This is a genomic window from Kocuria sp. HMSC066H03 (genome assembly GCF_001812045.1).
GTDB lineage: Bacteria > Actinomycetota > Actinomycetes > Actinomycetales > Micrococcaceae > Kocuria > Kocuria rhizophila.
The window spans coordinates 748981-774677 of the sequence record NZ_KV807506.1 but is presented as its reverse complement, the minus strand read 5'-3'; the positions used below and the strand labels follow the sequence as shown (position 1 = coordinate 774677).

Below are 25697 nucleotides of genomic sequence, written 5' to 3'. Positions count from 1 at the left end.
GAGGACCCCGGGGTCCACCCGGGCCGCGGGCGGCGTCGTGCTCCCGTGCCTCAGGTGTGGGGACCGCCTCCGGCGCGGAGCGGATGCCACGGGGACTTCCACCGGGATCCCAGGCAAGAGGCGGGACGCCCGGGAACACGGGGCAGTAGTGTGGCGGGATGACCCCCACGAACGTGCTGTCACAGATCAGAGAACGCCGGATCCTGCTGAAGGCGGCCGGTGTGGGCGCAGGGTCCCTGCTCGGTGCGCAGGCCGTGGTCGTGGCATCTCTGGCGGGCATCGACTGGTGGAAGCAGCGCGGGCGCAAGCAGCGTGACGCACCGCGTCCGGGAACGTTCACGGCGCAGGTGCAGGACTCGGAGCTGACCATCTACACGTCCGGGGAGGACGTCTACGAGGACATGCTCGAGGCCATCGACAACGCCGAGCACTCCATCCACATGGAGACGTTCATCTGGAAGAACGACGAGATCGGGCAGCGCTTCCTGGACGGCATGAACCGTGCGGTGGAGCGCGGCGTGGACGTGTTCGTGATCTACGACGGCTTCGCCAACCTGGTCATCCCGCAGACCTTCTACTCCTTCGACAGCGACATCCACGTGTTCCGCGTGCCGTTCCTTCGCCGCCCGTTCTGGAAGGGCCCCCTGAGGTTCTCGGGTCTTAACCACTCCAAGATCCTGGTGGTGGACGACCAGATCGGGTTCGTGGGCGGGTTCAACATCGGCTCCCTGTACTCCCGGCAGTGGCGGGATACGCACATCCGTGAGGTGGGCCCGGCCGTGTGGGGTCTGCGCAACGCGATCGCCACGGTGTGGAACGAGGACCGCGAGCCGGACAAGGAGATCGAGTGGGTCCCGCCGCAGAGCTGGGATCCCGAGGTGCGGGTGAACGCGAACCTGCCCATCCAGATCGTGTACCCCATCCGTGAGATGTACATGAACGCGATCGACCGGGCTCAGCACCACATCTGGATCAACACCCCGTACTTCATCCCGGACCAGCAGGTGCTGGACACGCTCCTGGACGCCGCGCGCCGCGGGGTGGACGTCCGCGTCATGGTCCCCAAAGACTCCAACCACATCCTCTCGGACTGGGTGTCCCGGGGGTTCTACGGCCAGCTGTTGGAGGGCGGCGTGACCATCCTGCTCTACGGCGCGTGCATGATCCACGCCAAGACCGCCACCATCGACGGCCAGTGGTCCACCGTGGGCACCGCCAACCTGGACCGCCTCTCCCTGTCCTTCAACTACGAGACCAACGTGGAGATCGTGGACCCGGACTTCGCCGCCCAGATGGAGAAGGTCTTCCTCGCGGACAGCGAGCACTGCGAGGAGCTCACCTCCCCCCAGTGGCGGGAGCGCCACCCCATGGCGCGGGTCGCGGAGGTCCTGCTGGTCCCGCTGCGCCCCCTGCTCTGACATCCCCGGCGCACGACGACGCCGCACGGCCGGCCCCCGCACGCCCGTCACCGGATCGCCGCCGCCCTCGTGAAGCCCTGCACCCCCAAGATCAAGCCCCCCACCCCAGGATCAGGCCCTCCACCCGAGGAATGAGCTCTCCAGCCCAGGATTAAGTGCAGGTTTTGCCGCTCACGGGCCGAAAAGTGGCAAAAGCTGCACTTAAGGGTGTGGGCCGTGGTGCCTGGCGAGCGTGCAGCCTCCGGGGCGCGGCGGCGTCGTCGTGGGGTGGGCGGTCAGCCCTCGGTGAGGTGGCCGCGCAGCGTGGTGGCGGTGTACTCGGTGCGGAACAGGCCGCGGCGCTGCAGCTCGGGGACCACGAGGTCCACGAAGTCCGTGAGCGAGTCCGGCTGCACGGGCGGCATGAGGTTGAAGCCGTCCGCGCCGCCGTTCTCCAGCCACTCCTGCATCCGGTCCGCGATGGACTCCGGGGTGCCCACCATGGTGCAGTGGCCTCCGCCGGCGGCCAGGCGCCCGAGCAGCTGGCGGACCGTGGGGTGCTCTGCCTCGATGATCCGCAGGATGGTGCCGTAGCGGCCCTGCGGTCCGGTGAACTCCTCCAGGGGTGGCAGCGGGGGCACGGGCGCGTCCAGGTCCCAGTCGGAGCAGTCCTGCTCCACGAAGGTGGAGAGCTGCGCGAGGGACTGCTCCACGGGCAGCAGCCGGTCCACGCGCTCCTGCTTGGCGAGGGCCTCCTCGTGGGTGCGGCCCACGTAGGTGACCAGTCCGGGCATCACGACCACGGCCTCCGGATCGCGGCCGGCCCGGGCCACCTCCGCCTTGACCGAGGCGTAGTACTCCTCGGCGGCGGGGAGGTCGTAGGCCACGGCATAGATCCCCTCCGCGAAGTCCCCGGCCAGGGCCTTTCCGGGCCCGGACGCACCGGCCTGGAACAGCACCGGCTCGCCCTGCGGGGAGCGCGGGACCGTGAGGGGTCCGTCCACCAGGAAGTGGCGGCCCTCGTGGTCCAGGCGGTGCAGCTTGGACGGGTCCGCCCACTGGCCCTCCGGGTCCGCGGTGACGGCGTCCTCGTCCCAACTGGCCCACAGGGCGCGGGCCACCTCCACGAACTCGCGGGCGCGCCCGTAGCGCTCGTCCTTGGGCGGCATGGCTCGGTAGCCGTGGTTGCGGGCCTCGTCGTCCCACATGGAGGTCACCACGTTCCAGCCCGCCCGGCCGCCCGAGATGTGGTCCAGGGACGCGAGCATCCGGGCCGCGTGGAACGGCGTGAAGAACGTGGAGGACACCGTGCACACCAGGCCGATGCGCTCGGTGGCGCGCGCCATCGCGGACAGCGCGGTCAGCGGTTCGAGGGACCAGTGGGGTCCGCCGGAGACGTCGCCCACGCTGTGGCCGTCCGCGAAGAACACGGCGTCGAACAGGCCGCGCTCGGCGGTCTGCGCGAGCTCCTCGTAGTAGCTGATGTCCGTGAGGCGGTGCACCGAGGAGTTCGGGGCGCGCCACGCCGCCTGGTGGTGGCCGGCGCCGTAGAGGAACGCGTTGAGGTGGAGGCGGCGGGCCATGTCAGTCCATCACCAGCCCGCCGTCGACCACCAGGTTCTGGCCGGTGACCCCGCGGGACCAGTCCGAGGCGAAGAACAGGGCGGTGTCCGCGAACTCCTCGGGGGTGGTCACGCGACCCAAGGGAGTGCTGGCGGCGATGAAGTCGAAGACCTCGTCCGGGGTGGCGGCGCTCGCGTCCGTGGTGCGAAGCAGGCCACCGGAGATCATGTTCACGGTGATGCCCTGCGGTCCCAGGTCCTTGGCGGCGGTGCGGGTGAGGGAGAGCAGGGCGGCCTTCGCGGCGGTGTAGTCGTGGTAGGGGACCACGGGGTTCTGGAAGAGGTTGGTGCCGATGTTGATGATGCGCCCCTCGCCCGCCTCCGCCATGCCCGGGGTGACCGCCTGCATCACGTTGAGGGCGCCCACGACCGCGCCCTCGAACTGCTGGGTCAGGTTCTGCGCAGTGAGCGTGTCCAGGGTGGGCCGGGCGTCCCCGTTGAAGCTGAAGTCCACCAGGGCGTTGTTCACCGCCACCGTGATCGGCGCGCCGAAGTGCTCCCGGGCCTGGGTGACCATGTCCCGCACCTGCTGGGCGTCGGTCACGTCCGCCTGGACAGCAAGCGCCCTGTCCTCGCCGAGTTCGCTGACCAGCGCGCGGGCCCGCTCCTCGCTGGCGTGGTAGTTCACGACGACGCGCGCACCCTCCCGCGCGAACGCCCGGCTGAGGTGCTCCCCGAGCCCGCGGGCTCCGCCGGTGACCAGGACGATGGTGTTCTCGATCCGCATGCTCACTCCTGTGGCTCACGGCGAAGAAAGCGGTGCGCCACCTGCGCGGTGCGACCGTGACATCCCTTCGCCAGTACTAACTGGACAGGTTCGACGGGTGTCATCTCAGCCGCTGCGGACCCCCGCTCCACGCGCCCGGTGAGGCTGGGAGGAGAGGGTGGCGGCACCCCGTGTCACTGGTGGTCAGTGTAGACGGAGCCGCTCAGCCTCATGGCAGCCGCCCCGGGTGCGCCGCCCAAATGCACCCTGCTACCCTTGATGGCTGGTGTGCCGGGAAGTCTGGTCGGCGGTAATGAGCGTGATGCCCGTCGACATTGGAGTACTCCATGCCCCTGCACCACACGACCACCCCTGCCCACCGTGAGCCCGGATCACCGGATCCCGTGGCGCAGGAAGAATCCTCCGGCTTCGTTTCGGAGCCCGGTTTCTTCAACCATCCTGAGCCTCCGTGCGAGCCCGACCACCCCTCGGGTGGCGTCCTCTCCCGGCTCCAGGACGTCCTGCGCCGCGAGACCGTGGCCGGCATCCTCCTCGTGGTTGCCGCTGTCATCGCCCTCGTCTGGGCCAACTCGCCCTTTGCGGAGAGCTACTTCGCCCTCCGTGACCTCGAGGTCGGCTACGAGCCGTGGCACCTGAAGCTCAGCCTCGGCACCTGGGCCGCGGACGGGCTGCTCGCCGTCTTCTTCTTCCTCGTGGGTCTGGAACTCAAACGCGAGTTCGTCGCGGGTGATCTGCGGGACCTCCGCAAGGCGGCCGTGCCGGTCGCGGCGGCCGTGGGCGGCGTCGTCGTCCCCGCGCTGATCTACGCGGCCGTGAACGCGACGAGCCCCGAGACCCTGGGCGGCTGGGCGATCCCGACCGCCACGGACATCGCCTTCGCCGTGGCGGTGCTCGCGATCGTGGGCTCGCACCTGCCCAGCGCGCTCCGCCTGTTCCTGCTGACCCTGGCGGTGGTGGACGACCTGCTGGCCATCACGATCATCGCGATCTTCTACACCGACGAGGTGCACGTGCTCCCGCTGCTCCTCGCGCTCGTCCCGCTGGCCGCGTTCGGGCTGCTGGCGCACCGCTTCCCCCGCTTCTTCGCGCACCGCACGTGGGCCGCGTGGGTGATCCTGGTGCCGCTGGCCGTGGTCACGTGGGCCCTGGTCCACGAGGCCGGGATCCACGCCACGGTCGCGGGCGTGCTGCTCGGTTTCGCCGTTCCCGTCATGGGGGCCAAGGCGTCCGGGGAGCCCGTGGAGCTCGCCGAGCACCTGGAGCACCGCGTCCGGCCCCTGTCCGCCGGGTTCGCGGTGCCGGTCTTCGCGTTCTTCTCCGCGGGCGTCGCAGTGGGCGGCTGGGACGGATTGACGACGGCGCTCGCCGCCCCCGTCACGCTCGGCATCATCGCGGGCCTCGTCCTGGGCAAGCCGCTGGGCATCATTGCCGCCACGTGGCTCACCACCGTGCTCACCGGGCGGAAGCTGGACCCGTCCTACAAGTGGATCGACCTGGTGGGGATCGCGCTGCTGGCCGGGATCGGGTTCACGGTGTCCCTGCTGATCGCGGAGCTCAGCTTCGACCCGTCCGCGGCCGCCGGGGACCAGGCCAAGGTGGCCGTACTGACCGCGTCGGTGCTGGCAGCGGTGCTGGCCGGTGGTTTGCTGGCGGTCCGCAACCGCCACTACCGGGTGGGTGCGGTTGCTGCCGGATCAGGGAACACCGCGTCCCACGCATAGCAGTGGGGGGCTGGTCCTCCGTCGCCGGGCAGGGGCTCAGCCCTCCCGTCACCACCCGTCCGTCGGCGTGACCCACCGCCCCCCTGCCGCCCGCACGGGCCGCGTGGAGGTGGAACCACGCCGGGCGCCGGAGCCGAGGACGGCGCAGGGGCCCACTCGTGAACGAGTGAGCCCCTGGCCGCAGTCCCGGATCTGGAGAACTGCCAAGCGGAGTGATGATCAGCGACCGGTGCGGTCGGTGCCGTCCACATTGGTGTTGCCCGCGTTGGGGGTGCGGTCCGTGGAACCCGCGGTGCGCGTGCGGTCCGTGGCCCCAACGTTGTGGGTACGGTCGGTGGTGCCCACGTTGTGGTTGCGCTCCACGGGAACGGTCTTGTTCTTCTTCAGCAGGCCACCCAGACCGGCGAGACCGAGCAGGCCCCACAGGCCGGCGTTGCCGTGGCCTTCGTCCTCCTGCTGGGTGGAGGCGGGAGCGGGGCTCTCCGTGGCGGCCATGGCCGGGGCGGACACGCCGGACAGGATGGCCAGGGACAGAGCGGCAGCAGCTGCGGTCTTACGCATAGCGGGTTCTCCTTTGCTGGGGAACGTCATCTATTGATGACTCATCAATCAGCGTACTTGCTATTGGGGGGTTCCGGCGATTCACTTCCCCGGGGAAGACCTGCTCCGGCACGAGCGGGGTGCTCCTCCCGCCACCACCCGTCCGCCGGCGTGACCGGCACGGTGCGCTTGTGCCGGGAGCGCAGGAAGATCTGCTCCAGCTTCTCCGCGACCTCCACGGGGACGTCCTTGCCCTCGAGGTAGTCGTCGATGTCCTCGTACGTGAGGCCCAGCTCGTCCTCGTCCGTGCGCCCGGGGTTGTCGTTGAGCAGGTCCGCGGTGGGGACCTTCCCGACCAGCCGCTCCGAGGCCCCCAGGTACTCCAGCAGCTGCCGGTTCTGCCGCTTGTCCAGTCCGGCCAGCGGCAGGAGGTCCGCTCCGCCGTCCCCGAACTTGGTGAAGAACCCGGTGATGGACTCTGCCGCGTGGTCCGTGCCGATCACCAGCAGGTTGTGGTCCCCGCCCACCGCGTACTGCGCGGTCATGCGCACGCGGGCCTTGGTGTTGCCGCGGGTGAAGTCGGTGAGCTGCTCGCCGGTGGCCGCGGCGTAGGCGGCCTCGAACCCGTCGACGGCCGGAGCGACGTCGTACGTGACCACCCGGTCCGGCTCAATGAAGGCGAGCGCGGCCTGTGCGTCGTCCTCGTCCTGCTGGGTGCGGTAGGGCAGGCGCATGGCCACGAACTCCGCGGGGATCTCGTCCTCGCGCAGCTTCTCCACGGCCAGCTGCGCGAGCCGTCCCGCGAGCGTGGAGTCCACGCCGCCGCTGATGCCCAGCACGAAGCCCCTGGTGTGCGTCGCCCGGAGGTAGTCGCACAGGAAGTCGACGCGCCGCGCCGCCTCCGTCTCCGGGTCGATCCGCGGGGCCACCCCGAGCTCGGCGATGATCTGTGCCTGCAATTCACGCATGCCGCCATGCTAGCGACCGCGTGTTTCAGGGGTGTGACGGACCCCCGGTCCACGACGCCGCTGGGTCGCCTCGGCGAGTCCCTCACCGTCACCCCGCACCTGGCCAGGATGGCAGGGGCGCATCATGTGCGGCATCTGTCGTGTCAACAGAGGGGCAGCGTTCCGGGCCGAATGCGGTGGCGGACCGTCACCCGTGCGTGTGAGGCGGGGCGCGGCGGCGTCGTGAGATGCTGGCCACATGACTGAGAACACCTACGAAACCATCCTGGTCCGCCGCGAGGGACGCGTGGGCGTGATCACGCTGAACCGTCCCAAGGCGCTGAACGCGCTGAACGTGCAGACCATGACCGAGCTCGTGGCGGCCGCCACCGACCTGGACCGCGATCCGGAGATCGGTGCGATCGTCCTGACCGGCTCCGAGAAGGCGTTCGCCGCGGGCGCCGACATCAAGGAGATGGGTTCCAAGACCGGTTCGGACATGTACCGCGAGGACTTCTTCTCCGCGTGGGACACCTTCGCCCGGCTGCGCACGCCGAAGATCGCGGCGGTCGCGGGCTACGCCCTGGGCGGTGGCTGCGAGGCGGCCATGATGTGCGACATGATCATCGCCGCGGACACCGCCAAGTTCGGGCAGCCGGAGATCACCCTGGGCGTCATCCCGGGCATGGGCGGCACCCAGCGGCTGACCCGCGCAGTGGGCAAGGCCAAGGCGATGGACCTCATCCTCACCGGCCGCCAGATGGACGCCGAGGAGGCCGAGCGCTCCGGACTCGTTTCCCGTGTGGTCCCCGCCGACTCCCTCATGGACACCGCGCTGGAGGTCGCCACGAAGATCTCCGGCATGTCCAAGCCGGTGGCCCAGCACGCCGTGGAGACCGTCAACACCGCGTACGAGACCACCCTGGCCGCGGGACTGCAGTACGAGCGCCGCGTGTTCCACGGGCTGTTCTCCACTGCGGACCAGAAGGAGGGCATGGCGGCCTTCACGGAGAAGCGGAAGCCGAACTTCTCCCACGAGTGAGCCCGGGCTCCGTCCTGTGGCGCAGATGATGTGCTGACAGGGCACGCGCAGACGACGCCGCTCCCCGGAAGGTGGGGAGCGACGTCGTCGTTCTGCCCGGGGGGGTGCTCCTGGGGTGACCTGCGCGCCCCGGGGTGGTCTGCATTAGCGGAGCAAACGCAGAAATGCGGCTGCGGATCTGCTTTTACTCCACTAGGCAGCACCAGCGGCCAGCTGTCCACCGGCGCGGCACCATCTGGGTCCGCATCTGCGGGTCCTTCTGCCCCGGGGGCCCGCATCTGCGGATAACATGCGCTCATGACCTTTCTCCGTGTGGCTCAGGCCGCCTCGTTCATGGGTGTCAGCGACGACACCGTCCGGCGGTGGATCGACCAGGGTGCCCTTCCCGGGCAGAAGGACGGCACGGGGCACCTGGTGGTGGACGGTGCGGACCTCGCCGAGCTGGCGCGTCGCACCGCGGTGAGCCCCGAGGATCCCGCGCGCGTGAGCAGCTCGGCCCGCAACCGGCTGGTGGGGCTGGTGACCGCGGTGAAGTCCGACCCCGTGATGTCCCAGGTGGAGCTGCAGTGCGGTCCGCACCGCATCGTGTCGCTCATGAGCACGGAGGCGGTGGAGGACCTCGGGCTCGCACTCGGTTCCGTGGCCACGGCCGTGGTGAAGTCCACGGCGGTCATCGTGGAGACGGAGGGGCGCAAATGATGGCGTGCGCAGAGCAGAAGACACCGGGCACCGCGGGTAGACGCCGCCTCACCGCCCTCGTGGCCGCTGTGGGTCTGGGCACCCTGGTGCTCACCGGCTGCGGTGGGCAGAGCGGGGAAAGCAATGCAGCGGCGTCGTCCTCGGAGGCCGGGGGCGGGGACAAGACCCTGCGGGTGTCCGCGGCGGCCTCCCTGACCCAGTCCTTCGACCAGCTGGCGGAGGAGTTCGAGAGGGACCACCCCGGCGTGGACGTGGACGTGAACTACGGCGGGTCCTCGGGGCTCGTGCAGCAGCTCACCGAGGGCGCACCCGCGGACGTGTTCGCCTCCGCGGACCAGAAGAACATCAAGAAGCTGACGGACGCGGACCTCGCCCAGGGGGAGCCGAAGATCTTCGCGACCAACGTGCTGACCCTCGTGGTGCCCAAGGACAACCCGGCGGGGATCACGAGCTTGCAGGATGTGCTGGACAAGAAGGTCAAGCTCGTCACGTGCGCCCCCGAGGTGCCGTGCGGTGCCGCCACCCAGACGGTGGAGAAGGCCAACGGCGTGGAGCTCAAACCCGTGAGCCAGGAGAACGCCGTGACGGACGTGCTCGGCAAGGTCACCAGCGGTCAGGCGGACGCCGGCATCGTGTACGTCACGGATGCCAGGGCCGCCGGGGACAAAGTCACGACCATCGACATTCCCAAGACGGACGAGGCGGTCAACAACTACCCGATCGTGGCCCTGAAGGACTCCGAGCAGCCGGAGCTTGCCGCGCAGTTCGTGGACCTCGTCACGGGTGAGCAAGGGCAGAAGGTGCTGCGGGACGCGGGCTTCGGCGCCCCGTGACGCGCCGGTTCTCCGCCACCCCGCGGTGGGTTCTGCTCCCGGCGGCCGTGGGTGCGCTGCTCATCCTGCTGCCCCTGGTGGGGATGCTCCTGCGCATCGACTGGGCGCACCTGGGGGAGCTGCTCACGAGTGAGTCGTCGCTTGCCGCGCTGTGGCTGAGCCTGCGCACGGCAGTGGTCTCCACCGCGCTGTGCGTGGTCCTGGGCTGTCCGCTGGCCCTGGTGCTGGCGCGCTCCACGGCCCGGGGCCTCACCGTGTTCCGCTCGCTGGTGCTGCTGCCGCTCGTGCTGCCCCCGGTGGTGGGCGGCATTGCGCTGCTGTACACGTTCGGGCGCACGGGCTTCCTGGGCGCGCCGCTCGCGGCACTGGGCGTGGACATCGCGTTCTCCACCACGGCGGTGGTGCTCGCGCAGACGTTCGTGGCCCTGCCGTTCCTGGTGGTTTCGCTGGAGGGCGCGCTGCGCACCACGGGCACCCGCTACGAGCAGATCGCCGCGGGCCTGGGTGCCTCCCCCACGCGCACGCTCTTCCGCGTGACTTTGCCGGTCACCCTGCCCGCCGTGCTCTCCGGCGCCGCGCTGTCCTTCGCGCGCTGCCTGGGCGAGTTCGGCGCCACCCTCACGTTCGCGGGCAGCCTGGAGGGCGTCACGCGCACGCTCCCGCTGGAGATCTACCTGCAGCGCGAAACCGACCCCGACGCCGCCGTGGCCCTCTCCCTGCTCCTCGTCCTGGTCGCGCTGCTGGTCGTCAGCCTCACCACACCCGCACGACGACGCCGCGGCGCCGGCTTCCGCGCGAACCTCACCCGGTGGGTGGGGCGGGGTGGCGCCGGTGGACCGGGCGGTCAGGCCGATCCGGAGTCGCGTGCGGATGCCGCCGCCCCGGGTGGGGGCGGGGAAGGGCCTGCCGATCCGACCGCGTCAGAGGAGTCCCGGTCCATGGGTGGGCGTACCCCGTTCGCGTCGCTGCCGCAGAAACAGGAAACCCACGATGCGCCGTCGGCCACGCCCACGGTCTCAGCTGGCAGTCCGGCGCAGGGGTCCCACCACCCCATCGGGCTGCGGGTGGACGTCACTCACGAACCACGAGGTGTGGCCGCCGAGTTCAGCGTGGAGCCGGGCACCACCGTGGCGCTGCTCGGGCCCAACGGGGTGGGGAAGTCCACGGTGTTCGGCGTGGTCGCCGGCCTGGTGGCACCGGATCGCGGCGCGGTCCAGGTGGGGGAGCGGTGTGTGGTCCGGGCGGACACCGGAGACCGGCCCGTGTGGGTCCCCGCGCACCGTAGGGGAGTGGCCCTCATGGCCCAGGAACCCCTGCTGTTCCCCCACCTGAGCGTGCTGGACAACGTGGCGTTCGGGCCGCGGGCGAGCGGGGCAGGGAGGGCGGAAGGGCGGCGTCGTGCCCGGGCATGGCTGCGGGAGGTGGGCGCGGAGGAGTTCGTGCAGCGGCGCCCGGATGAGCTCTCGGGAGGGCAGGCGCAGCGGGTCGCGATCGCGCGCGTGCTGGCCGCGGATCCGCGCGTGATCCTGCTGGACGAGCCCATGAGTGCGCTGGACGTGGCCGCCCGGCCGCGGATGCGCGAGGTGCTGAAACGCGTGCTGGTCGGGCGCACCGCGGTGGTCATCACGCACGACGACGCGGACGTCGCCGAGCTCGCGGACACCGTCGTGCGCCTGGAACGGGCGGAACCCGCCAGGCGCCGCTGACTGTCCAGGGAGACCTCGAGAAACGGGCAGCCCCAGCACAGAGGACCGGTCCTCACCCAGGGCAGGGTGGGGACCGGCCCTCGTGTCCGGAAGAGGAACGCCGAGCGGCGCGCCTACTTCACCTCGCGCGTGAGCACCCGCCAGATGCCGATCAGCAGCGGCACCCCGATCCACAGCAGCGAGGACGTTCCCAGCTGACCCCACTCTGTGGCAGTGAGGTCCACTCCCTCCATGAGCGGGGTGGAGGCCGCGGTCATGTTCACCCACGCCCCGAGATCTTGCAGAGCAGGGACCATCAGAGCGGCTGCCGAGTACAGGGTGGGCAGGACGAAGTAGGCCACGATGGCCAGCGGCACGGACAGCAGCGCCAGCCCGAATGCCACACACTGCAGGAGGGCGAGCATCTGGGTGAGCCACTGGCCCGCCAGCTGCCCGGGATCGAGGTCGATGCTCACGGGGCTGCCGGAGAGCCCGGCAGAGATCAGGTGTGCGAGCAGTGCCAGGACCCACGCCGCCGCGAAGGCGATCGCCCCCAGGACGAGTGCTGCGAGCAGCTTGGCGAGCACCACCCGGATCCTGCGGGGTTCCTGCGTGAACGTGATCAGGGCGGTGCGCTGGCTCCACTCGTTGCACGCCGTGATGATCCCCAGCACGGGCAGCAGCAACCCCTGCGGCGTCATTGTCACGACGAACAGACCGGCGAGGTCCGCACCCTCCTCACGGGTCAGCCACACGGTGAGCCCCAGCGCGAGGGCGGTGAGCACGCCGATCGCGATCAGCAGACCGCGCCCGGCGCGCGTGTCCACCTGCTTGCGCAGCTCCACGCGCAGCAGGGTGAGGAACGACAGCCCGCGGCCCGTCGGTTCTGCATGGCCCCAGGGGGCCGTGGTGGTGGTTGCGGTGCTCATGCGGTGGGCTCCTCTCGGGCGGGCATTCCCTGGGCGGGTGACGGCTGCGCGGGCGGTGTGGCGCCGGACGACGCCGCCGCGCCGGGTGGGGTGCCGCCCCGCCCCTGCTCGTCGCGGGCGGTGTCCGCGGTGAGCTGCAGGAACATGTCCTCCAGCCGGGTGCCGTCCGCGGGGCGCAGCAGGGTCAGGGGCACACCGGCGTCGAGCGCTACGCGACCCACGCGGGCGGCGTCGGCCTCGATCTCGGCGGCACCGTCCGCGCGCCCGGAGAAGGTGATGCCCGCGGTGCTCAGCGCGGTGGCGAGGGCCGCCTGGTCCTCGGCGTCGGCCACGCAGCCGGGGCGGGTGGCGAGCAGGTCCGTCATGCGGCCCTGCGCGACGATCCGGCCGTGGCCGATCATCACGAGGTCGTCCGCGACCTGCTCCACCTCGTGCAGCAGGTGCGAACTCAGCAGCACGGTGCCGCCCTGGTCCGCGAAGTCCCGGAGCAGCCCGCGCATCCAGCGGATGCCCGCGGGGTCCAGGCCGTTGGCGGGTTCGTCCAGCACGAGCACCTGCGGGCGGCCCATCAGTGCCCCCGCGAGCCCGAGGCGCTGGCGCATGCCCAGCGAGTAGTTCTTCACGCGGCGGCGTGCCTCGGAGGGTTCCAGCCCCACGAGTTCCAGCATCTCGTCCACTCGTGCCTTACCCGCACCCGTGATGGTGGCGGCGAGCTGCAGCACCTCGCGGCCGGTGCGACCGGGATGCTGTGCGGCGGCGTCGAGCATCACGCCCACATGCTGGCTGGGGTTGGGCAGCTCGGCGTAGCGGCGGCCGAGCACGAGAGCCTCACCCGAGCTGGCCGGTGTGAGACCGGTGAGCATCCGCAGCGCCGTGGACTTCCCGGCGCCGTTGGGCCCCAGAAAACCGGTGACCCGGCCGGGCTGTGCCACGAACGAGATGTCGTCCACCGCGGTGAATCCGCCGTAGCGCTTGGTGAGGTGCTCGATGCGAATCATGCTCTCCATCCTGACGGCCGAACGGGACGGGACGGCGGAGGTGGGGGATGCAGGCGAGTCTCGTAGAGCGGTGCGTCAGGAGAGGAGTGCCGACGAATTCACGCAGACAGGGTTCTCAGGCACGCTCGGAGGGTGAGCGGGAGACCCGCCTCCACCGAGGAAGGCGTGCTTCGTCGACGTGCGCCTCCCACAGGTCCAGGTCGATGATGACCTCTGGGCCCACTGCGCCCTGAACCCGCTTCGCAAGCTGTTCGCCCTCACGGCGGTTGGCCTCCCGCTGCACCGGCGTGGGCCAGCCCTTGTCATGGTCGAAGTGCTGATTGAAGTTCCGGGTCCACGCCAGGACGTCCCGGGTGAGTTCCGGCGGGAGGGGGAAGTCTTCCTGGCCCAGGAGACCGTCCTCTCCCCAGAACGGCCAGTTGCAGCCGTATTCGTTGAACATGCGAACGGTCGTCGGCGTGGACACGGGGTCGTTCCTCTCGGGGGCGGCTGGTCCCACGATCTTCGCCCGCCTCGAGGCGTTCGACAAGGGGTGGGGACTGCGCCGGTCGGCAGCGGGGCTGCAGAACGAGCCCCCGCCGTCCGGCGCCCGCCTCCGGATCGGTAGCATGAGCCGGGCCGGTGACCGTCCGGCGTCGACGTCGAGAAGGGACACCCCATGGCTTTCGTCTGCAGCGCCACCTGGACCGCCAAGCCCGGCGAGGAGGCGACCGTGCGCGCCGCGCTCGCCGAGCTCTCGCCCGCCTCCCGCGAGGAGCCCGGGAACCTCTACTACCAGGCGTACCAGAGCCCGGAGGAGCCCGCCGTGTTCCGCATCTTCGAGGTCTACCAGGACAAGGCCGCGTTCAAGGCCCACGTGGGTTCCGAGCACTTCGCGCAGTTCGGCGTGGGGCAGGCGATCCCCGCGCTGGCGAGCAACGAGCACGAGACGTACGAGACGCTCGATTTCTGATCTGCGCCCGTGAGCAGCCACGACGGGCCGACGACGCCGCCGCGCCCGGACCCTGCCGACGTCTCCCCGTCTGACGATCCCGGCGCTCCCAGCCGGCGAGCGCGGTCCGGCCCCTTGATTCCGTCGGCCACACCTTCGCACGACGCCGCCGGGTCAGCGCGCGATGACGGCTCTCCGTCTGCGGACCCCGCCTGGGCCGTCGTCCTCTCCGAGGTGTTCCAGGCCCCGCTCGTGCTGGCGGCGCTGCTGGTCGTCATCCCGTGGAGCGTCCACGGCACCCTCGCCTCCCTCGCGTGGGGCGTGGCCGCGGCGCTCGCGGTGTGCGGGGTCTCGCTCGCCACCGTCACCGTGCTGGCCCGCCGGGGTGTTCTCACCGACCACCACGTGAGCGTCAAGGAGCACCGGCGTCCGGTCATGATCGGGACGTTCCTGCTGGTGGCGGGGTTCCTGTCCATCACACTGCTCTTCCACGGCCCGCTGGAAATCGTCGGTCTGCTGACCGCCACGCTGGCCGCGAGCGCGGTCGTGGCCCTGGTGAGCCCGTGGTGGAAGATCTCGGTGCACGGGATGATGATGGGCGGCACCGCGGTGATCCTGCCCGTCGCGTGGGGTCCGTGGGGTCTGCTGTTCATCCCCGTGGCACTGGCGGTGTGCGTGAGCCGTCACGTGCTGGGCGCCCACACCTGGCCGCAGCTGATCGTGGGTTCGGCGTACGGGGTGGTGTTCCTGGGCGGGATCTACTGCCTGATCGCAGTCTGACCCGTCGCACCAGTGCATGTCCCGGGATGACGACGCCGCACGGTGCCCGGGTGCCTCCCCACGCTTTCGAGCTGCGCGCCGTCGCTGAGCCCGGTGGCAGTCGGCGGCGTCGTGGAGGCCCGGAAGTGAGGGTGATCAGGGGCCGGACGCTGGAGGTGCGGCGTCGGCGCCTTTTGTGGCGGCGAGGACTATGGGAACCACCGCGATCAGAAGCGCGACGGCTGGGACGATCCCGAGCCATGGCGTGAGGGCCTCCGGCCCCGCGAAGATCAGGACCAGGCAGATCAGGTCCACGACCAAAACCACGAGACACGCGGTCCTGGCCACAGGGAGGGCGGCGGCGTGACCGGCGTGCCAGGCGGCGTCACTGCGCTGCGTGGCTTTGGTGCGGATGCCGACCGCTCCGTTCCGTCCCATGTCCCCGCTGGCACCCATGCGGGTGACCATGAAGAGGATCCCGAGCACCCCCACGGACATGATGACGGCGATCGGTGCTCGCATGTGTCGTTGCTCGTGTGGGGAGAGGGATAAAGCGGTCTCTGCGAGTGTCCTGAAACACCCTAAGCCCTTCCCCCGCCTGTACCTGCGATGACAGTCCCGTGATTATCAACGGGGATCCCCCGATAATGTGTTCCCAACCGTCCGACATTGGCCCCACTCAGTCGGTATAATGGCCAGTCGCGCGAAGCGTACCCGTGGGGGCAGGCCATCACGGACACTCATAGGGGAGATGCCCGACGTGGCACAGGTCGGCGCTGTCCAGGGGATGCCTCAATGCCCTGCGCCAGCGTCAGCCGCGATCTGGAACCACGTGCGTCAGGATGCTCTCGATTATCTGTTCGGTGCACTCAGCCTTCAGCTGCGACGGGACTATGAATAGTACAACTCTCGGCCAGACAGCAGCCTGTAAATAAAGGCTCCTCCTGTAGTGACTTGAGGCTCCTCACGCTTGACCGCGGATGAGATCGCAGCGTCGACAGATGTTGTCCACACGTGCGATGCTTGGTGCATGGACGACCTGATCGCACCTCGCGTAGTAGACCTCGCAGCGCAACTCGCCGCAACGCTTACGCGTAACACCGCCGCCATGATTCAGGACAAGGTGACCTCGGCGAGGGCGTCACGTGACGCAGAGGGACGTGCGCAAGCGTTGGAGCAAATTGTCAACGATCTCATTGAGGACAAGAATGAGCTTACTCGCATCGCGCAGGCCTATCAACAAGAGCTTGTCGCACAGCGGCTTACCCCAGGTGATGTGCAGTATATCGCGACTACAGTCGTTCCACTGCTGACGACACTGGCAGGCGCATCTGACGACGAGGAGGAGGCGGAAAAATCGAAACAACAGATCGAGACCTTCGCTCCATTGCTGTCGGTAGAGACGGTAAACGTCCTGCAATTAATCGGCTTCAACTTCCGCCAGGGAATCGGTGCGCCGCTGACGAGACGCGTTCGCGACCTGATTGAGGGAACGAGTAACTCTAACGTTTCAGAATTAGCTCTCGAGCAGCTCCGCTCCCAGCGCGCAGCGATGGAGCTGTCGATGGATGCGGACTCCTACGCTCGATTCCGCGAGATGTACCCACCCTCTTGATATTCGTGATTGCAATGTGGATTACCGCCCTTCATGCAAACGCAACTCGGTTCAGTGCGCGAGTTTCTGATCAAGAATACCAATAAGGCGCCCAAATAACGGTGCAAGTGCCTCTTTCAGGACATCTTTATCGTGTCCGATTGCAGCGACAACCGCCTCAGCGAGATAATATTTGGCCTGCCTTACGGTCTTGGAGGGCTCTGGGTGGCCTGCTTCTTCGAGAATTCTTTGCAAACGCTCGCTCCAAGCCGCGTCCCGTCCATGCTCAAGCAATCCCTTTTGCCTGCTATTTAGGGAGAACCCAATGGCTTTTTCTACGTCTGCAAGATAAACTTCGCTACGGAAAACATCCTCAAGTTCTGAATGAGCACATCCTGGCCGTTTAATCTGCACGATATCATTTACCTCGAGGACGTTGTCGTCCCGTAATTTCTGCAAGTCACGCATTCCTGCGTCGTCACTATCGAGAATGATAATGGGTTCAGTCATAATCGAGCGGGCTGCCAGAACTCGCGCACCCACCTTGTTGCCCGATCCCGCTGACTCAAAGCTTATTTTGCCGTCGCGATGCCATGTATTCACTCGCTGGTCCAACTGAGCGAGCAGTTTCGGCAATACTCTAGCGTCTAGGAAGCCCTCGACGATCACTGTCACTTCTGCGGCCACGAGGGCATCTGAAAGTTGAACGCCAAGCGCCTGGCGAAGATCAGATAGCGACGTTGCGGGCTTTGCCGTTCGGTTCCCAACCACTACATTTTGTCCCAATATATCCCGATTTACTAGTGTTTGGCTGTGGGTGGTGGCAATAACCTGTTGCTGAGATGCCAGATCCTTCAAAACCGTTTTTAATTCGCGCACAGCGCCCGGATGTAGGTGTGATTCGGGCTCCTCGACAGCGACGATTAATGCCTTTTCTGTAGCCGTCGATGACCGAGTCCACTCTAGGGTCAAGGCTAAGGCTACAAGGCTTTGAACACCGTCGCCCTTCGCGTTCAAAGCAGTGCGAACACCGTCATCGAGGTAAATATCCTCAAGACCGGAAGTGCGAGATAAGGACCGGGCCTCTAGGGCAACATCTACGACTTCGGGGACAAACCGGGCCATAGTATCCTTTAGGGTGGTTTGCACCTCTTCCTGTGCTCGCTTATCGATTGCATCCAGTTCCGCTAGAATCCTTCCGCCATGCTGGCTTTCCAACAGCTCCCTCCGTCGAGCCGTAAGCAGGTCCTCGGTGATGGCCATGGCAATTGCGCTAGTTCGAATAGCTGCTATGTGTAATATGGCCACACGTTCTGCTATGAACTTTGCTATATCCCTTACTTGCGAAGCGTGATTGCCGCGACCCTGTTTGTTGATCTTGAGCTCAACGGACTTTTGGCTAAAGGATACTTTTATTGGCAGGTTTTCATTAATCGAGATGCCGGTTTTTTCTTTAAATTCTGCCTGCTCGTCGGCTGTTAGCTCGAAATTAAGTATAATTTCAGTCTTTTTTGATGCACCCTTGCGTTCTTTGGCGAAGATGGGGAAGTCGCGCTCCCATTCGTAGCTGACTGGTTCCGTGCCCCGTACGCGCGTTCCACGTGGGGAAACCCTTGTGACGAATCCTGCGGGTATTGCCAAGGTTGGTTCGAATGGAAGTCGTGCCCATCGCTCGATGACCTGCATCGCAAGTACGGTCGCTCTGAGGAGGTTCGACTTTCCGTTGTTGTTTGGCCCTACGAGCACCGTGAGGTCAGCGACGTCGAAGCTCGCAGTCCTATCGATACTCCGGTACTTCCTGACTGACACTTGGTGGAGGCGCATGTTTGTACAGTACTGCCTCCGAGGGGTGGTCATCTTGCTTCGACTCCAGGGTCCTCTCTCCTGCGTCGGAGCTCCCGTTGGTACCCACCCGGCTATCTGCACTATAAAGGTCTGCCCTGATTGCCGTCATGAGGTGTTGGTAGCCGGAATGCCATGCGCCCCTTGTGATCTGCCCGCAGCCGTCAGTCCCCCAGATCCCAGGGCGCTTTGCGGCGAGCTGGGTTGGTTCGCGAAGTTTGCGCGAGGAGGCATACACCGTCAGCGCTGAGGTCCTCCGCCGCGACCTCGAAGTAGATGCTCTGCAGCAGCGCATCCGTACGCGTGCGCACCGAGGAATGCGAGCCGGGCCCCCATATCCGTTCACCCGGAACAAGCATCCGCGCTACCAGAATATTGCTGAAGAAATTATTAATTAGACAATGGGGGGAAGTCTGTGTCCGCGAACTCCCGGGCACCCTCCACGGGAGCGCGGCCGGAACCGCCCGGCTGTTCGAGCGTGTCCGGGTGCAGCAGCGCCTCCCGGCGGCGCAGCTCCACCCGGCGGATCTTGCCGGAGATGGTCTTGGGCAGCTCGGCGAACTCCAGCCGGCGGATGCGCTTGTACGGCGCGAGGTTCACGCGGCAGTGGTGCAGGATGCTCTCGGCGGTCTCCGCGGTGGGTTCGTGGCCGTCCGCGAGCACCACGTACGCCTTGGGGACCGCCAGGCGGATGGGGTCCGGAGAGGGAACCACGGCCACCTCCACCACGGCGGGGTGCTCGATCACCACGGACTCCAGCTCGAACGGGGAGAGCCGGTAGTCGGAGGCCTTGAACACGTCGTCCGCGCGGCCCACGTACGTGAACACGCCACTGGCATCCCGCGAGACCACGTCGCCCGTGTGGTAGACACCGTCCCGGAACGCGTCCGCGGTCTTCTTCTGGTCGCCGTGGTAGCCGGGGGTCAGTCCGATCGGCCGGGGGTCCAGCCGCAGGCACAGCTCGCCCTCGGTCTCGCTCTCCTGGTCCGTGTTCGGGTCGATCAGCACCACATCGTAGCCCGGCAGCGCCCGCCCCATGGACCCGGGCTTCACGGGCATGCCCGGGGTGTTGGCGATCTGCAGGGAGGACTCCGTCTGCCCGAACCCGTCCCGGATGTCCGTGCCCCAGGCGGCCTTCACCCGGGAGATGATCTCCGGGTTCAGCGGCTCGCCTGCGGCCACTGTCTTGCGCGGCGGGTTCTTCAGGTGGGACAGGTCCGACTGGATCAGCATGCGCCACACGGTGGGCGGCGCGCAGAACGAGATCACGTGCTCGCGCTCCATCTGGTCCATCAGCGCCACAGCGTTGAAGCGCGTGTAGTTGTAGAGGAACACGGTGGCGCCCGCGATGAACGGCGCGAAGAAGTTGGACCACGCGTGCTTGGCCCACCCCGGCGACGCCACGTTCAGGTGCACGTCCCCCGGCTCCAGCCCGATCCAGTACATCGTGGACAGGTGCCCCACCGGGTAGGACGTGTTCGTGTGCTCCACGAGCTTGGGCAGGGACGTGGTCCCGGACGTGAAGTACAGCAGCAGCGTGGCATCCGCGGGCGAGGGCTCGAGCACCTCGAACGTCTCCGGCCCGTCGAAGGACCGTGCCCAGTCCAGCACGCGGTGCTCCCCGATCGGCGCCAGTTTCACGTTCCCGGACGACGACGACGCCGCTGCGCCGCCTTCCGCACCACCCGCACCGTCTGCAGTGCTCGCGGCATCCCCCGACGTCGTGCCCAAGGAGGTGTTCGCGCCGGAGGCGGACGAGGTGGTGCCCCCGGAGGTGCCGGGGCTCGTGGAACCGGCCGGGGCGGCGTCGTCGTCCGCGGAGGGGGACATGAAGGCCCCGGAGGCGGGACGCACGCGGTGGTCCGGCTGGTCCGGGACCTGGATGATCGTGAAGTCCCCGGGGACGTCCGCGAACTTCAGCGCGTTGCTGTGGGAGGTGACCACCCACGAGGCGTTGCCGCGCTCCACGCGGTCCCGGAGGTCGTTCTCCCCGAGCATCACGGTGGTGGGGATCATGGGCGCGCCCAGCTTGGTGCACGCGAGCATGGTCTCCCACAGCTCCACCTGGTTGCCGAGCATGAGGATCACCCGGTCGCCGCGCTGCACCCCCTGACCGCGCAGCCACGTGGCCAGCTGGGAGGAACGCCGGGAGAGCTCCGCGTAGGTGCGGCGGGTCTGGGCGCCGTCCTCCTCCACGATCACGAGCGCCTCGCGGTCGGCCTCCTCGCCGGCGCCGAGGGCGTCGAACCAGTCGAGGGCGAAGTTGAAGGTGTCGAAGCGCGGCCACTCGAACTCGGCGTGGGCGGCGTCCAGGTCCGTGCGCAGGCGCAGCAGCTGGTCCCGTGCGGCGCGGAAACGCTCGGTGACGGACTGCCCGGACGCTGTGGTCTGGGGTGCGGTGGTCTCGCTCATGGGGATCCTCGTTCCAGTGCGGGGACCCCGTGCCGCGCCCGTGAACCACGGTGTTCACCGGGGCCGTGCGGCCGCCAGGGGTCCGGGTGAGAACTTTCCCCCAACGTACTGCAGGAACCTGCCCCGATGTGGTCTGTGTCACGGGAAATATCGAGGGGTCGAGGGAAGTCGCCGACACAGCCGCCCTGGGGAGTGCGTTCCGCACGGTGGGACGCTGGGAGGGGGCGCTTCGAGGGGGATGGGCGAGTGCGGGCCTCAGGTGCGCGTGTGCTCGGGGTGGCGGTCGTCGCTTGGGGCTGCTGAGCCTTGGGCGATGACGGCCATGAGAGAGACCCATACGGTCAAAGACAGCAGCGTCCCGCACCACAGGGCTGTGGCCGGTGGGTAGCTGACTGCCGCAGTGGCGAAACCTTGTGAGGCATCGGTAATGAAATGCAGGTATGTCACGGCAGCCGAGGCGACGACGGATACTGCGGCGATGAAGGCTGCGCTAGTGAGGGATATTCCCTGGACGGGGGTATGGTGGTGTGAATTTTTTAGGTGCGATGACTCAAGGACGAGTAAAGCCGCCCCGATGCCCAGCGCGCTCACCGACACCATCATCAGGAGCAGTCCCAACCCTATAGCTGTGCTCGTGGTGCGGCTGGCGACCCAGCTCAACCACAGGGAAATCCCGGTGGCACCAATGAGCAGATACCCGAAGACAACTCGTAACCTTATCAAGGACTTGGGTGTCTGAGTGTGCATTTTAGTTGTTCTTTCCTGAGCCCTTGTAAAACTTCCAGCCGACCGCACGAACTACTTCATAATATTGTTTGGCAATCCTACCGCACGCGGTTCTGCGAATGGCCTCGTTGGGGTAGGTGCGGTTGCAGGTAACAACCAGTCGCCCGAACAGCAATGCGTCACAGTTGGTTTCCCGCAATGGCCAAACGGCCAGGCTTCGATGGTTCCCGGTACCTGAGTATCGGGAACCATCACACCATGAGGAGGTAGGGACTGTGAGCGCCGCTGGTCTCGGCGCCGGGTGGATCACGTATGGGGTGGGTGGAGGGCAGGTCCGCCTGCCACGGGCGGCTCGGTCCGGGTGGTTCCACCGCGGCCGGGAGTGTGACACGTCCCGACCCCACGAGCCCCGGAGCGGGTGTGACGTGAACTACCCCGTCCGGACCCGTACGATCGGCCGGGACAGCAACCGGGCGGCGTCGTGCGCCGCGCACCACAACGGCAGGAGCGGACATGGACATCACGGGTACTTCGGCGATCGTCACGGGGGCGGCCTCGGGGCTGGGGGCGGCCACCGCCGCGCAGCTCATCGAGCGCGGGGCGAAGGTCGTGGGCATCGACCTGCCGGGCGGGATCGAGAAGGCGCCCCAGGTCGAGGGGCTCACCTACGTGGCCGCGGACGTGACCCACGAGGAGCAGGTGCGCGCCGCCGTCGCTCGGGCCGCGGAGATCGCCCCGCTGCGCACCGTGGTGAACTGCGCCGGCATCGGCCCGTCCGCGCGCGTGGTGGGCCGCAACGGCGTGCACGACCTCGCCCTGTTCGACCGCGTGGTGCGCATCAACCTGGTGGGAACGTTCACCGTGCTCGCGCTCGCGGCCGAGGTGATGACCGCGCAGGAGCCGGTGGACGAGGCTGGCCAGCGCGGCCTCGTGATCAACACCGCGTCCGTGGCGGCGTTCGAGGGGCAGATCGGGCAGGCGGCGTACGCGGCGTCCAAGGGCGGGGTGCACTCCCTGACCATCGCGGCCGCGCGCGACCTCTCCTCCCGCGGCGTGCGCGTCATGACGATCGCCCCCGGCATCGTGGACACCCCCATGCTCGGCAGCGTGGGAGAGGACTACCGCTCCGCCCTCGCGGAGTCCGTCCCGTTCCCGCACCGCCTGGCCCAGCCCGCGGAGTTCGCGCAGCTCGCCGGGATGATCGTGGAGCACGACTACCTCAACGGCGAGACCATCCGCATGGACGGCGCCCTGCGCATGGCGCCGCGCTGATCCTCGCTGCCGCGCACCCGTCCCGCCCGGCCACGCAGCCCCGGGCGACGACGCCGCACGGCCCCGCACACGACGATGCCTCGCCACGTTCAGGCGTGACGAGTCATCGTCATGAGGTGGCCGGAGCTGCGTGGCCCCGGCCTGCGCGGAAAGCCCCGGGGGTCGTGCCGCTGAGGTCGGCGCGGCCCCCGGGGAGCATGGCGCGGATCAGTCGACCGTCAGCACGATCTTGCCCACGGCGTGACCCTCCTGGCTGGCCGTGAACGCGTCCGGCAACTGCTCGAGCGGGAAGGTGCGGTCCACGCGGACGGTGAGCTTGCCGTCGTCGGCCAGGCGGGCGAGTTCCGTGAGCTGCTCCGCGTCCGGGGAGACCCACATGTAGTGCCCGCCGTGCTTCTCCACCTCGGGGTCCGCGATGGAGCCGTGCTGGCCGCCGTCCGCGAGCACGGCCACGGTGTCCTCCACCACGCCGCCCACGAAGTCCGCGACGATGTTCACCCCGTTCGGGGCGAGCTCCTTGACGCGCTCCACGAGGCCGTCCCCGTACTCCACGGGCTCCGCGCCGAGCTCACGCACGTAGTCGTGGTTCTTGGCCGACGCGGTGCCGATCACCCGCGCGCCGAAGGCCTTGGCGATCTGCACGCCCATGCTCCCCACACCACCGGAGGCCGCGTGGATCAGCACGGTCTTGCCCTCCGCGAGGCCCAGTCGGGTGAGCACCTGGTACGCGGTGAGTCCCGCGAGCGGCAACCCACCGGCCTGCTCCCAGCTCAGTGCCGCGGGCTTGGGGGCCAGCGTGCGCACCGGCACGGAGACGTACTGGGCGAACGTGCCGCCGTGGATCCAGTCCTTGCGGGCGTAGGCGATCACTTCGTCGCCCTCGGAGACGCCGGGGGTGTCGAAGCCCTTGCCCACGACGACGCCCGCGACGTCCCAGCCGGGGATCGCCGGGAACTGGGCGTTCATCATGGGATCGAGCCCACCGGACATGACCTTCCAGTCCACCGGGTTGATGCCCGCCGCCTTGACCTGCACCAGGACCTCGCCGGGACCCACCTTGGGCATGGGCTGGTCGGTGAGCTCCAGCACGGAGGTGTCGCCGTACTGCTGATATGTCTGCGCCTTCATCGTGGTCATGTCCGTCTCAACAGGACCGGGCGGGGGTCTTATTCCATGCCGCGGCAAGTTCTTTCGTGCACGGGACGTGGTCTGCCTGACGACGCCGCACGCTCGTCCTGGCCCCGGTCCTCACGGCCCGTCCCGCCGCCGCCCGGCCCGCGCCGGTTCCGTCAGGGCGCGAAGACCCTGCCCTGCCCGGCTCACGCGCTGATCAGCGCAATGCCCGTGAGCACCGCGGCGCAGCCGATGAGCCGTGGCACCAGGCGGTTCTCCTTGTAGATCCACCACGCGAGCAGCGAGCCCACCACGATGCTCGACTCCCGCAGGGGAGCCACCAGAGCCACCGGGGTGGACTGCATGGCGAACAGCACCAGGATGTACGCGAGCGGGGACAGCAGGCCCACCGCGACGATCCGGTTGCGGTCCACGGCCCACGAGTGCGCCATCTCCTGCCGCTGCCGCCACGCGTTGGGGGTCAGGGTGAGCACCAGGACCACCGAGGTCAGCGCGAAGTACAGCACGGGCGGCAGGTCCAGGGTGGCCATGGAGTGGTCGTCCCACAGGGTGTACCCGGCGATGCACGCGCCCACCGCGGCACCCCACAGCACGCCAGTCAGCGCGGACCCGCGGGTGGGTGTGGTGGGGGAGTCGCCCTCCGGCGAATGCCCGTCCGGACCCTCCGGGCTCGGCGTTCCGGACGCGGAGGAGTTCGGCGGGGCGGCGTCGTCGTCCCGGGTGGAGGTGGGCGTGCCGAACGTGGCGACCACGGCCACGCCCACCAGGACCGCGACGGCCCCCGCCGCGGCCGTGAGAGAGAGCTGCTCGCCCAGGAACAGGACCGCCACCAGCATGGTGATCATGGGCCCGGTGCCGCGCGCCACGGCGTAGACCACGCCCAGGGGTGCGCGGTCGTAGCCGGTCTGCAGGGCGGTGCCGTAGACGGTGTGCAGCAGCCCGGAGACCACGGCGGCGCCCACCAGCGGCCACCCCCAGGACTGCCACGCGCCGGGTTCCAGGAGGCTCACGGGGATCAGCACCACGGAGGAGACCAGCCCGTACCACCACACGAACAGGGTCCCGTTGCCGCGGATGCCCTTGGCCAGGATGTTCCAGACCGCGTGCACCACGGCGGCCAGCAGGATCAGGGACACGCTGAGAGGGGCCATCACCGTCCATTGGAGCGCACGCGGGGACGCGCGGGCGAATCGGAGGGCGCACTGTGTCGCCGCAGCACGCCCACCGCCCGGCGTGGAGAATCCGGGGCGGCTCAACCCCTCCGGTACGCGAGCAGCTCCGCCATGGCCGCCACGGTCTCCCGGGCGATGCCCGTGCGGTTCTCCACGTGCAGCTTGAACATGACGCCTTCGCCCAGGGAGATCACCAGTTCGGCGGGGACCCTCGTGTACCCGCTGAGCCGCAGCAGCTCGCGTGCCTGACCCTCGAGCCGTATGCGCTCCTCGGCCAGCACGGTGGCCAGCTCCGCGTTCTCCCGGGTGGTGTCCACGAGCCAGCACAGGGTGCCGCGCAGCTCCGCGTCCTCCAGCCCCCGGCCGGTGATGACCCGGAGCATGCGCTGCGCGGTGACCTCCGGGTCCGGGCGGGCGGAGTCCTCGGCCGCCTCCGCCAGCACTCGCCGGGCCTCGGCGTCCCGGCGGGACTCGATGTCCTCCACGCACGCCGTGAGCAGGGCGTCCCGCGTGGCGAAGTAGTAGCGGATGGAGCCGTTGGGGACCCCCGCCTTCTCGGCCACCTGGCGGTGGGTCACGGCGGCCGTCCCCCCGCGCGCCAGCAGCTCGCACGCTGCTGCGAGGATGTCGGCTCGGCGCTCCACGGCGCGGGCCTGTGTGCCTGCGATGACCATCACTCCTAAAAACTAGTACACGCGTACAACTATGCTATATC

The 25697-nt window shown here is 68.4% G+C and carries 24 protein-coding genes and 1 riboswitch; of the genes, 10 read left to right on the top strand and 14 right to left on the bottom strand.

The genetic code is table 11. The annotated features are described in order from the left end of the window. Positions 1–158 precede the first annotated feature (158 nt). Complete coding sequence (locus HMPREF2833_RS06905; RefSeq protein ID WP_039102297.1) at positions 159–1418, top strand: phospholipase D-like domain-containing protein; 1260 nt, start codon at positions 159–161, stop codon at positions 1416–1418. Positions 1419–1693: 275 nt separating this feature from the next. Here the strand turns inward: HMPREF2833_RS06905 and HMPREF2833_RS06900 are convergent, their stop codons facing one another. Next, the gene (locus HMPREF2833_RS06900) at positions 1694–2980 is read right to left on the bottom strand and encodes an LLM class flavin-dependent oxidoreductase (protein WP_070637095.1); all 1287 of its coding nucleotides are present in this window, start codon (positions 2978–2980) and stop codon (positions 1694–1696) included. A 1-nt stretch (position 2981) separates the two neighbouring features. Further along, the gene (locus tag HMPREF2833_RS06895; protein ID WP_070637094.1) at positions 2982–3746 is read right to left on the bottom strand and encodes a 3-oxoacyl-ACP reductase; all 765 of its coding nucleotides are present in this window, start codon (positions 3744–3746) and stop codon (positions 2982–2984) included. A 45-nt stretch (positions 3747–3791) separates the two neighbouring features. Next, a riboswitch (TPP riboswitch) is annotated at positions 3792–3927 on the bottom strand. A 145-nt stretch (positions 3928–4072) separates the two neighbouring features. Here HMPREF2833_RS06895 and nhaA point away from each other — a divergent pair. Then, on the top strand, positions 4073–5467 hold the full coding sequence (gene nhaA / locus HMPREF2833_RS06890; protein ID WP_070637578.1) for a Na+/H+ antiporter NhaA: 1395 nt from the start codon (positions 4073–4075) through the stop codon (positions 5465–5467). 219 nt (positions 5468–5686) lie between these two features. Here the strand turns inward: nhaA and HMPREF2833_RS12595 are convergent, their stop codons facing one another. Beyond that, positions 5687–6028, bottom strand: coding sequence for a hypothetical protein (locus HMPREF2833_RS12595; RefSeq protein WP_070637093.1), 342 nt, complete (start codon positions 6026–6028; stop codon positions 5687–5689). Positions 6029–6072: 44 nt separating this feature from the next. Continuing rightward, positions 6073–6975, bottom strand: coding sequence for an ammonia-dependent NAD(+) synthetase (gene nadE, locus HMPREF2833_RS06880; RefSeq protein WP_070637092.1), 903 nt, complete (start codon positions 6973–6975; stop codon positions 6073–6075). Positions 6976–7213: 238 nt separating this feature from the next. Here nadE and HMPREF2833_RS06875 point away from each other — a divergent pair, with 238 nt between their 5' ends. From HMPREF2833_RS06875 to HMPREF2833_RS06860, 4 genes are all read left to right on the top strand, one after another. Then, positions 7214–7996 (top strand): enoyl-CoA hydratase, encoded by a 783-nt coding sequence (locus HMPREF2833_RS06875; RefSeq protein ID WP_039102302.1) that lies wholly within the window; start codon positions 7214–7216, stop codon positions 7994–7996. 297 nt (positions 7997–8293) lie between these two features. Next, positions 8294–8695 carry a TOBE domain-containing protein gene (locus HMPREF2833_RS06870; RefSeq protein ID WP_039102303.1) on the top strand — a complete coding sequence of 134 codons (402 nt, stop codon included), beginning with the start codon at positions 8294–8296 and terminating at the stop codon, positions 8693–8695. Beyond that, a complete protein-coding gene (gene modA / locus HMPREF2833_RS06865; protein ID WP_070637091.1) occupies positions 8692–9528 on the top strand; it encodes a molybdate ABC transporter substrate-binding protein in 837 nt (278 codons plus the stop codon). The genes HMPREF2833_RS06870 and modA overlap by 4 nt, the downstream gene beginning before the upstream one ends. Then, a complete protein-coding gene (locus HMPREF2833_RS06860) occupies positions 9525–11234 on the top strand; it encodes an ABC transporter permease (RefSeq protein ID WP_070637090.1) in 1710 nt (569 codons plus the stop codon). The genes modA and HMPREF2833_RS06860 overlap by 4 nt, the downstream gene beginning before the upstream one ends. Positions 11235–11347: 113 nt before the next feature. On the opposite strand, the gene HMPREF2833_RS06855 is transcribed toward HMPREF2833_RS06860, so the two are convergent. The 3 genes from HMPREF2833_RS06855 to HMPREF2833_RS06845 form a co-directional block, all read right to left on the bottom strand. Beyond that, entirely contained in the window at positions 11348–12142 is a 795-nt protein-coding gene (locus HMPREF2833_RS06855) for a hypothetical protein (RefSeq protein WP_070637089.1), read from the bottom strand. Continuing rightward, on the bottom strand, positions 12139–13140 hold the full coding sequence (locus HMPREF2833_RS06850) for an ABC transporter ATP-binding protein (RefSeq protein ID WP_083310951.1): 1002 nt from the start codon (positions 13138–13140) through the stop codon (positions 12139–12141). The genes HMPREF2833_RS06855 and HMPREF2833_RS06850 overlap by 4 nt, the downstream gene beginning before the upstream one ends. A 115-nt stretch (positions 13141–13255) precedes the next feature. After that, positions 13256–13606 carry a hypothetical protein gene (locus HMPREF2833_RS06845; RefSeq protein ID WP_246829090.1) on the bottom strand — a complete coding sequence of 117 codons (351 nt, stop codon included), beginning with the start codon at positions 13604–13606 and terminating at the stop codon, positions 13256–13258. 192 nt (positions 13607–13798) lie between these two features. On the opposite strand from HMPREF2833_RS06845, the gene HMPREF2833_RS06840 reads away from it, so the two are divergent. After that, on the top strand, positions 13799–14092 hold the full coding sequence (locus HMPREF2833_RS06840) for a putative quinol monooxygenase (protein ID WP_070637086.1): 294 nt from the start codon (positions 13799–13801) through the stop codon (positions 14090–14092). 114 nt (positions 14093–14206) lie between these two features. Continuing rightward, complete coding sequence (locus HMPREF2833_RS06835; RefSeq protein ID WP_246829089.1) at positions 14207–14851, top strand: hypothetical protein; 645 nt, start codon at positions 14207–14209, stop codon at positions 14849–14851. A gap of 135 nt (positions 14852–14986) precedes the next feature. Here the strand turns inward: HMPREF2833_RS06835 and HMPREF2833_RS06830 are convergent, their stop codons facing one another. Further along, entirely contained in the window at positions 14987–15352 is a 366-nt protein-coding gene (locus HMPREF2833_RS06830) for an SdpI family protein (protein ID WP_070637084.1), read from the bottom strand. 508 nt (positions 15353–15860) lie between these two features. Here HMPREF2833_RS06830 and HMPREF2833_RS12355 point away from each other — a divergent pair. Further along, positions 15861–16445 (top strand): hypothetical protein, encoded by a 585-nt coding sequence (locus HMPREF2833_RS12355; protein WP_135010876.1) that lies wholly within the window; start codon positions 15861–15863, stop codon positions 16443–16445. A gap of 51 nt (positions 16446–16496) precedes the next feature. On the opposite strand, the gene HMPREF2833_RS12140 is transcribed toward HMPREF2833_RS12355, so the two are convergent. The 3 genes from HMPREF2833_RS12140 to HMPREF2833_RS06815 all read right to left on the bottom strand — a co-directional run bounded on the left by HMPREF2833_RS12140 (position 16497) and on the right by HMPREF2833_RS06815 (position 21425). Further along, positions 16497–18248, bottom strand: a complete 1752-nt coding sequence (locus tag HMPREF2833_RS12140) for an ATP-dependent nuclease (protein ID WP_168165715.1) — start codon at positions 18246–18248, stop codon at positions 16497–16499. A 408-nt stretch (positions 18249–18656) separates the two neighbouring features. Beyond that, positions 18657–20678 carry an AMP-binding protein gene (locus tag HMPREF2833_RS06820; protein ID WP_070637081.1) on the bottom strand — a complete coding sequence of 674 codons (2022 nt, stop codon included), beginning with the start codon at positions 20676–20678 and terminating at the stop codon, positions 18657–18659. 255 nt (positions 20679–20933) lie between these two features. Next, a complete protein-coding gene (locus HMPREF2833_RS06815) occupies positions 20934–21425 on the bottom strand; it encodes a hypothetical protein (protein ID WP_070637078.1) in 492 nt (163 codons plus the stop codon). Positions 21426–21917: 492 nt separating this feature from the next. On the opposite strand from HMPREF2833_RS06815, the gene HMPREF2833_RS06810 reads away from it, so the two are divergent. Beyond that, the gene (locus HMPREF2833_RS06810; RefSeq protein WP_070637076.1) at positions 21918–22676 is read left to right on the top strand and encodes an SDR family NAD(P)-dependent oxidoreductase; all 759 of its coding nucleotides are present in this window, start codon (positions 21918–21920) and stop codon (positions 22674–22676) included. A gap of 207 nt (positions 22677–22883) precedes the next feature. Here the strand turns inward: HMPREF2833_RS06810 and HMPREF2833_RS06805 are convergent, their stop codons facing one another. From HMPREF2833_RS06805 to HMPREF2833_RS06795, 3 genes are all read right to left on the bottom strand, one after another. Then, positions 22884–23804 (bottom strand): NADP-dependent oxidoreductase, encoded by a 921-nt coding sequence (locus HMPREF2833_RS06805; protein ID WP_168165724.1) that lies wholly within the window; start codon positions 23802–23804, stop codon positions 22884–22886. Between the two features lie 191 nt (positions 23805–23995). Then, positions 23996–24961 (bottom strand): DMT family transporter, encoded by a 966-nt coding sequence (locus tag HMPREF2833_RS06800; RefSeq protein WP_070637070.1) that lies wholly within the window; start codon positions 24959–24961, stop codon positions 23996–23998. Positions 24962–25062: 101 nt separating this feature from the next. Further along, the gene (locus HMPREF2833_RS06795; RefSeq protein ID WP_047978383.1) at positions 25063–25656 is read right to left on the bottom strand and encodes a TetR/AcrR family transcriptional regulator; all 594 of its coding nucleotides are present in this window, start codon (positions 25654–25656) and stop codon (positions 25063–25065) included. Positions 25657–25697: the final 41 nt, after the last annotated feature.